General features: G+C 65.8%; 8 protein-coding genes. 1 reads left to right on the top strand and 7 read right to left on the bottom strand.

The genetic code is table 11. The annotated features are described in order from the left end of the window. Positions 1-99 precede the first annotated feature (99 nt). The 7 genes from rpsG to WBV89_RS19925 form a co-directional block, all read right to left on the bottom strand. Complete coding sequence (gene rpsG / locus WBV89_RS19955) at positions 100-576, bottom strand: 30S ribosomal protein S7 (protein WP_423983079.1); 477 nt, start codon at positions 574-576, stop codon at positions 100-102. Positions 577-582: 6 nt separating this feature from the next. Next, positions 583-954, bottom strand: coding sequence for a 30S ribosomal protein S12 (gene rpsL / locus WBV89_RS19950; protein ID WP_015440371.1), 372 nt, complete (start codon positions 952-954; stop codon positions 583-585). Positions 955-1,137: 183 nt separating this feature from the next. Beyond that, on the bottom strand, positions 1,138-1,545 hold the full coding sequence (locus tag WBV89_RS19945) for a hypothetical protein (protein ID WP_423983078.1): 408 nt from the start codon (positions 1,543-1,545) through the stop codon (positions 1,138-1,140). A 72-nt stretch (positions 1,546-1,617) separates the two neighbouring features. Beyond that, positions 1,618-3,291, bottom strand: a complete 1,674-nt coding sequence (locus WBV89_RS19940; RefSeq protein ID WP_423983077.1) for a vWA domain-containing protein — start codon at positions 3,289-3,291, stop codon at positions 1,618-1,620. Positions 3,292-3,323: 32 nt separating this feature from the next. Further along, positions 3,324-4,580: a toxic anion resistance protein gene (locus WBV89_RS19935; protein WP_423983076.1), complete on the bottom strand. Its 1,257-nt coding sequence runs from the start codon at positions 4,578-4,580 to the stop codon at positions 3,324-3,326. Positions 4,581-4,639: 59 nt separating this feature from the next. Then, complete coding sequence (locus WBV89_RS19930) at positions 4,640-5,395, bottom strand: hypothetical protein (RefSeq protein ID WP_423983075.1); 756 nt, start codon at positions 5,393-5,395, stop codon at positions 4,640-4,642. Between the two features lie 128 nt (positions 5,396-5,523). Next, positions 5,524-6,609, bottom strand: coding sequence for a helix-turn-helix transcriptional regulator (locus WBV89_RS19925; protein ID WP_423983074.1), 1,086 nt, complete (start codon positions 6,607-6,609; stop codon positions 5,524-5,526). 131 nt (positions 6,610-6,740) lie between these two features. Between WBV89_RS19925 and WBV89_RS19920 the strand changes: the two genes are divergently transcribed. Further along, positions 6,741-7,202 (top strand): cupin domain-containing protein (locus WBV89_RS19920; RefSeq protein WP_423983073.1); only part of this gene is annotated, 462 nt, incomplete at its 3' end.

The raw sequence follows: 7,202 nt of genomic DNA, 5'->3' as shown, positions 1-7,202 counted from the left end.
ACTGGGGTCAGACCCCAGTTGATACGAAAACGGCGGGAGCCCGGGTCACGCGACCCGGGCTCCTCGTCGATCGGTGTCACACGCCGCAGGCGTGCACGATCACCAGCGGTAGTGGGCGAACGCCTTGTTGGATTCGGCCATCTTCTGCATGTCGTCGCGGCGCTTCATCGCGGCACCGAGGCCGTTGGACGCATCCAACAGCTCGTTCGCGAGGCACAGAGCCATCGACTTCTCGCGACGGTTCCGAGCGAAATCGACGAGCCAGCGGATCGACAAGGTCGTTGAACGACGCGGGCGAACCTCGACGGGCACCTGGTAGGTGGCGCCACCGACACGGCGGCTGCGCACCTCGAGGGGCGGCTTGACGTTGTCGATCGCACGCTTGACGGTGTCGATCGCGAGCTCGTCGTCTTCGAGCTTGCTCTGGATGATCTCCATTGCGTCGTAGACGATCTTCTCGGCGATGGTGCGCTTGCCGTGCAGCATCACCTTGTTGATCAGCTGCGTGACGACGACGGACTTGTAGATCGGGTCGGCGACCAGATCGCGGCGGGGAGCGGGACCTTTACGAGGCATCTCTGATCACTTCTCCTTCTTGGCGCCGTAGCGGCTGCGGGCCTGCTTGCGGTTCTTGACGCCGACGGCATCGAGGGTTCCGCGGATGATCTTGTAGCGCACACCCGGGAGGTCGCGGACACGACCGCCGCGCACGAGCACGATCGAGTGCTCCTGCAGGTTGTGGCCTTCGCCGGGGATGTAGGCGGTGACTTCGATACCCGAGTTCAGGCGGACACGAGCGACCTTGCGCAGCGCGGAGTTCGGCTTCTTCGGGGTCGTGGTGTACACGCGGGTGCACACGCCACGACGCTGGGGCGAACCCTTGAGCGCCGGCGTCTTCGACTTGGTGACTTTCGAGCTGCGCCCCTGACGGACGAGCTGCTGGATTGTTGGCATTGACGAAACCTCGTTCGTTCAGGATCGGCGAGTGCAGCAGGCACAGGCTCGACATGTGGTGAGTTGGACGCACTGGATGTGCGTCCGCCATACAGCGGCCGACGTACGGAACCCCCGCTGAGAGGACCAAGTAATGCTACGGAGCCGCCCCGCCGCGCGCAACGCCGCCCAGCTCTGGCCGGGTCAGGGTTCGAGGAAGACGACGTCCCAGTCGACGAGTGCGCTCGTGTCGCACGACGACGACGTGGTGATCAGGATCCGTTCGTCGGCTTCGGCCGCTTCTCGAGAGCTGTCGATCGCGTCGAACGAACACGGAGCGAACGGCTGGACTCCACTCAACGTGAGTTCGGATTGCCAGGAGTGGTCCAGTTCGTCCTGACGGCTCTGCCCGTGGGCCAGCGCGAATTCGGCGTCGCCGCGGTCGTCGATGTCGTCGAGTCGGCGTTGGACGTCTCCCCACACGGGGGCCATCGGGTTCGACGAGTCGACGAACACGAAGACCTGTGTGGTCTCGCGCAGCGACGACGCCACCAGCGCGTACCCGCCGAACAGGACGACGACCGCACTCAACCAGATCGCGAACGGTTTCACGTCGATCGACACCTCGCCGCGTCCGAGGGGTTCGGAACCGAGCTCCGCATCACGCTCGCCCGGCGGCCTGGGTCAGCCGCCGGCATTGAACAGCGCAGCGATCTTGAATTCCACGTCCTGCTCACTTGCGTCGATGCTCGCTGCCTCGACCAGCGACGACAACCTGCCGAGTTCTTCGAGATCGGCTTCGAAGCCCACCGTGTAGACGGGAATGCGGAGACCTTCGATCACGTCGTCGACATCGTCGAACGAGAGGCCGTCGGTGGTCTGGCCGTCGGTGAGGACGACGAGGATCGGCTTGACGTCGGGGTCGGTCTGTCGCTGTTGGTCGAGCATCGACAGGCCGAGCACGATGCCGTCGTACATCGCCGTGCCACCGCCCGGGCTGAGATCCTCGGCGATGGCGGAGTAGCGGCCCTGTTGGTTGAGGTCGAACTCTCCGAGGTCGAGACGCTTGATGGCGGTGTCGTTGAACTCGACGACACCGACGCTCGTCGCGGGCTTGATGAACTCGCGGGCCGACAACATCGCGTCACGGACCGCCTGGATCCGGGTTCCCTCCATCGATCCGCTCACGTCGACCACGAAGACGGTCGACACCGGACGCCCACCATCCTTCTTGTCCTTCCAGACGTTCTGCTCCTCGATCAGCGTCGATCCCGACGGCACCTCGATCGTGGACGTGTACGGGGCGGGGTCGAATCCGACCTCGGCGGCGCGCTCCTGCCACTCCTGTCCGGCGACGAAATCGCCGAAGAGCTCGAGGACCTCGTGGTCCTGCGCCGAGATGTCGCCGACACCGACGAGCGGGTTGTCGTGACGGACGCCGAAGGGGATGAACTGGAAACCCGAGTCGAGCGAGTCGGTGTTCGTGTAGGTCTGCCACTCCATCACGAACGCATCGAGTGTGCCGGTGTCGTTCTCGACCGAATCACGCATCTGCAGTGTGGTGAGAGCGACGAACGGCACTTGACGCTGGAACTGCTCGAACACGCTGGTCACGTCCGGAGAGGTGACCTGACTCTCGTCTCCCCCGGCGATCGTGTCGAGCACGGTGACGAGGAAGTTCAGTCCGGTACTGGATGCGAACGGATCGGTGTAGCCCATCACCAGGTCACCGGCGATCACCGCATCGACCAGGTTGGCTGCGGACAGCTCGCCGTAGTCGGCCGTCAATTGCTCGGCGGTCTCGTCCTTCATCACGATGCCGGCGACATTCGGCACGGTCTGTTCCGAGATCGGGGTGATCGTCTGGAACTCGGCCGACATCTCGGTCCACAACTCGTTGGAGGGGGTGAATCCCTGCGGAAGTTCTTGGCCGCGAGCGATGAACTGGTAGCCGGTGCCGGAGGCGATACTGCGCAGGTCGACGCCGGCGGTGCTGCCGTCGGCGAGCGTGAGCCCGGCGTCGTTGAACGCGGCGGCCGCCTCGGTCATCCAGCCGTCGGTGCCCTCTCCCGACTTCTCGGTCGACGACCAGACCTCGACGACCTCATCGGCACCGCGCGATTGGACGACGATGGGGAATTCGTCGATCGGCGGAAGCGTGTTCGCCAGATTGGCACCGGTGGGAGGCGGGATCGATGCACTCCGAGTGACGGGCTCGTCGAACCAGTCGATGTCGTCGACGAGCTCGTCGAGTTGTGCGGATGCTTCCGCGGGCTCGAGCGGCTCGTCGCTGTCCTCGTCTCCGCCGACACAGGCGACGGCGACGAACGCGAGGACGAGCAGGGGAAGAACCCGCATTCGAGTCTGCGTCCGGCGACGCATCCCGACGGTCATCGGCTGCCCTCGTCATCGCCGCTGGGGGTGACATCGCCGATGTCGATGGGGCCACCGTCCGGTTCGAGTCGATCCGTGGCGGCTCGTCCCTGCTCCATCCGTTCGATCGCTGCTTCGCTGTCGCCGGTGAGCTGATCGAGTTCGATGATGTTGGCCGCCATCATCGGCAGGGCGTCCTTGCGGTACGTCGAGATCTGTTCGAGGGCGATGTCGATGTCCTCGAACGCCGTGCGCAGCGCGTCCATGTCGAGCATCGAACCGGTCGCCTGTCGGTGGATCTCGGTCCCCTGCGTCTTGAGGCGGGCGGCCGTCCCCGCGATCATCTCGGACGTCGTGGTGTTGATCGCGTCGATCTTGTCGAGCACGAGCTTCTGGTGCGAGAGCGCGAGCGCGACGGTGACCGCCACCTGAAGCGCACTCACCGTCACGTCGAGCGCACGGTCCACACCCCGGATCAGCTCGCGGTTGTTGCGAATGATCAGTTCGGTGGCCAACACCCCCTGCTGGTTGACGGCGAGTTGCTGCTGGAGATCGAGGGTTCGCTGCCGAATCGTGAAGAGGATGTCCTCCTCGACGAACTGGCGACGGGGGTCGTCGGGACCCATCTCGGTCGCCAACCGCTCGACCAGGACCTGATCGAGTGCTTGCGCGAGTGCGATCTGATCGGCGAGCGACACGGTCAACTCGCGCATGTTCGACTGGTCGTCGGACAGTGTCACGTTGTCCCGCTTGAGTTGGTCCCGACCGCGCTCCAACGAACCGATGATCGCATCGATCTGGGTCTGCGAGCTCTCGTAGCGCATGAAGTAGCGCTTGAGCGGTGTTCCGACGCCGGGGATCTTGCCGATCGTGCGGGTGAGCCACCCGGCGTCGGTGTCGAGTCCGGACGGGTCGAGCTTCTCGACCTCCATCCGCAGGTCGGCGAGCGACTTCGCGACCGGTCCGCCGTCCTCGCTGGCCTGCGCGAGGTCACGCATCGGCGCCTGCAGCATCTTGCTCCGCGTCGCGGCACGCTGTTGCAGATCACGACCCATCGATTCGACCGCAGCGCGCGCGGCATCGCGTGATTCCTGGTTCGCCGGGTCGACGACCAACAGTCGGTCGACCTGCTCGGAGGCGCGCGCGGTGAGTTCGTCCCGGGGCTCGGGCTCCGGCAGCGCCAACTCCGCCTTGGTCTGCTCGACGTCGAGGTTCAGGTCGAGGAGCGCGGGAGCCTGAGGGCCGGCGCTGGATGTGGTCGGGTTGTCGGTCATGCGGGTTCGCTTTCGGCGGATCGGGTCGGATCGGGTCGGGCGGGGCGGAATCAATCGCATCAATCGGCGTACTGGCCGGCACGATCGGCCAGCTCCTCGAGCGCAGCCATGGCCGCGTCGGCGTCCTCGGGACGTTTGCCGATCGGCACGTCGGCGAGTGCCGTCGTGGTTCGGTCGAGTGACGTGAGCGCCGCTTCGTTCTGCGCCATCAGCCGAGCGATCTTGCGACGCTGCGTGTCGCGCAGTGCGAGGCGGCGCTCGAGGGTCGTGCGCTCGCGGTCGGCCGACTCCGCGTCGGAGTGGTCATCGGCCAGTTCGGACAGTCGGCGCTGGACGTATTGTTCGTCGATCGAGCTGATGCTCTCGGACGCGACGGCGACCTCGTGCAGGTTGTCGAGCGCTGAGTTGTACACCTGCTGTGACGTCGCGAGGTAGCGGGAGTAGGTGAGCTCTCCGGAATCGAGCCGGTGTTCGAGCACCGCGATCAGACTTCCCCGCTTCTGCTGCAGGGCAGCGAGTTGCTCGGCGGGCTGGGTGTCGTCGAGTCTGGCTAGCTCGGCCGCGAGCGCTGCGAGTTCGGCTGGGTCGACCTCTTCGACACGGGGAATCGCGAACTGCAACTCGGCCAACTTGCCCGTCGTCGTCATGGTCAACGGCCACGCCACGATCGACCCGACGGCGAGCCCGATGAGCACGATGGTCAACCCGACCGGCGGATCGAGCCAGGCGAGGAGACCCCACGTCGCGGCACCGACGATGACCGCCGCAGCCCACGTCGGTGGGTACGTGGCGGTGGCTTTCCACCAGCTGGTCATCGGCGCCGACTCGTCGTTGTCACGGTCAGGCCAGGGTACCGGGTCGGTCGAACGTGGTGAGTCAGCTCCGCCGAATCCACGGGCCTGCGAGTGCTGGAGGCGTCCCGTTCCGCATCGAGGCGGCGCGGCTACGACACTGCGCCGACGGCTCGGACGTGCACGACGCGGTCGTGGAACGGATGCAGCAGGTGACCCGAGAACATGCGCGCCACCAGTTCACCCCGACTGTTCACTCCGGCCTTCTCGAAGATCGACTTGAGGTGATCTCGAACCGTGTGCACCGAGATCATCAGTTCGACGGCGATCTCCTTCGTGCCGATGCCACGGCACAGCTGGAGCACGATCTCGACCTCACGCTCGGACAACCCGTACGAATCGAGCAGGATCGGGACGAGATCGCCCGGTGCTGCAGCGTCGATCGTGACCGACACGGTGCCGTCGTTTCCGTCCATCGGCGCGACGTGCATCCGCACCCACCTGCCGCTGGTTCCGCGCAACCGCGTGGTCAAACGGGTCGGCTCCTTGCGTGCCCGGGCCCGGGCCGCAGCGACGAGCACCGTGCCGGGGATCTCACCGTCGATCTCGACTCGAAGATCGTCGAGAACCGTGTCGGCTCCGAGCGACCGCGAGATCACGCCGCCGGACGCATCGAGAAGCACGACGACGGGGCCGCCCTCGGAAAGCGGCTCGCCCACATGCACCATCGCACTGCGCAACAGGTGGGTCGCCGGGGGCAGGAGGTTCCGGACATCGCTGATCTCGGTCGGGGTGTACGCGGTGTCATCGCAGCGCACGAACGCCGCAATCGCCAGGCACGACGACCCGGACATGAACACGACCCGACACTCGTCGCTCACCTCCGCTGCCGCGTAGAGCTTCTGATATCGGGGGCTGCGATCGAGGTCGTCATCGGTCGCCTCGGCGAGCGTTGCGACCGGGTCGATGCTCCGCGCGAGGTCGTTGAACTTGTTGAAGTCGGGGTCGAGGAGTTCGTTGTCCCAGAACGGCACACACGCCTCGGGGTCGAAGCCGGTCACGATTCCGCCGGCGGGCAGGTGGGTCTCGGGGTCGGTCGTCATGACCGCTGCCGCGTCGTGACGGGCCACGCGTCGGAATGCTTCGGCGATGACCGTGCACGCATCCTCACCGGTCACGGCGCGTCCCTGCGCCGAGATCAACTCGTCACGAGCTGCCACGAACGCCTCCACACCCATGCGCCGACCATACGTTGCGTGAGCGAGTGCGTGCCATCCCCCAGCTGCGGGGGAACGTCACCTCGGTTGGGGCATCACTCCCCGCACACTCGGGATGGTGCCACGCCGGGTCGATTCGTACGGTCGAGCCCATGACACTGCAGAGCCCCACCCTCGTCGCCGCAGGTGCCGGCGACCACTACCACTTCCTCAACCACCTCTTCACGACGAAGGTGTCGAGCGAGGATTCGAACGGTCAGATGACCGTGATGGAGTTCACCGCGGGGAAGGACTTCGCTCCCCCACTGCATCGACACGACATCGAAGACGAGATGTTCTACGTCGTCGAAGGCGAGGTGTGGTTCTCCTGCGGCGGGGTGGAAGCCGTGCACTCAGCTGGAGCCGTCGTCTGGCTCCCGCGCAAGCAGGCGCACACGTTTCAGGTCCGATCCGACATGGCGCGCGTCCTGCAGGTGTCGACACCCGCGCAATTCGAGCGCTTCGTCGCGACGCTCGGCAGTCCCACGCCGGAGCCGACCATGCCCGAGCCCGAGGACATCGACCCCGATCACGTGGCAGCGATCTGCGCACAGTTCGGGATCCAGGTACTCGGC

The sequence above is a fragment of the Ilumatobacter sp. genome, from assembly GCF_049588435.1.
In the GTDB taxonomy this organism is placed as follows: Bacteria; Actinomycetota; Acidimicrobiia; order Acidimicrobiales; family Ilumatobacteraceae; genus Ilumatobacter_A.
This window is presented reverse-complemented; position numbering and strand designations above follow the sequence as displayed.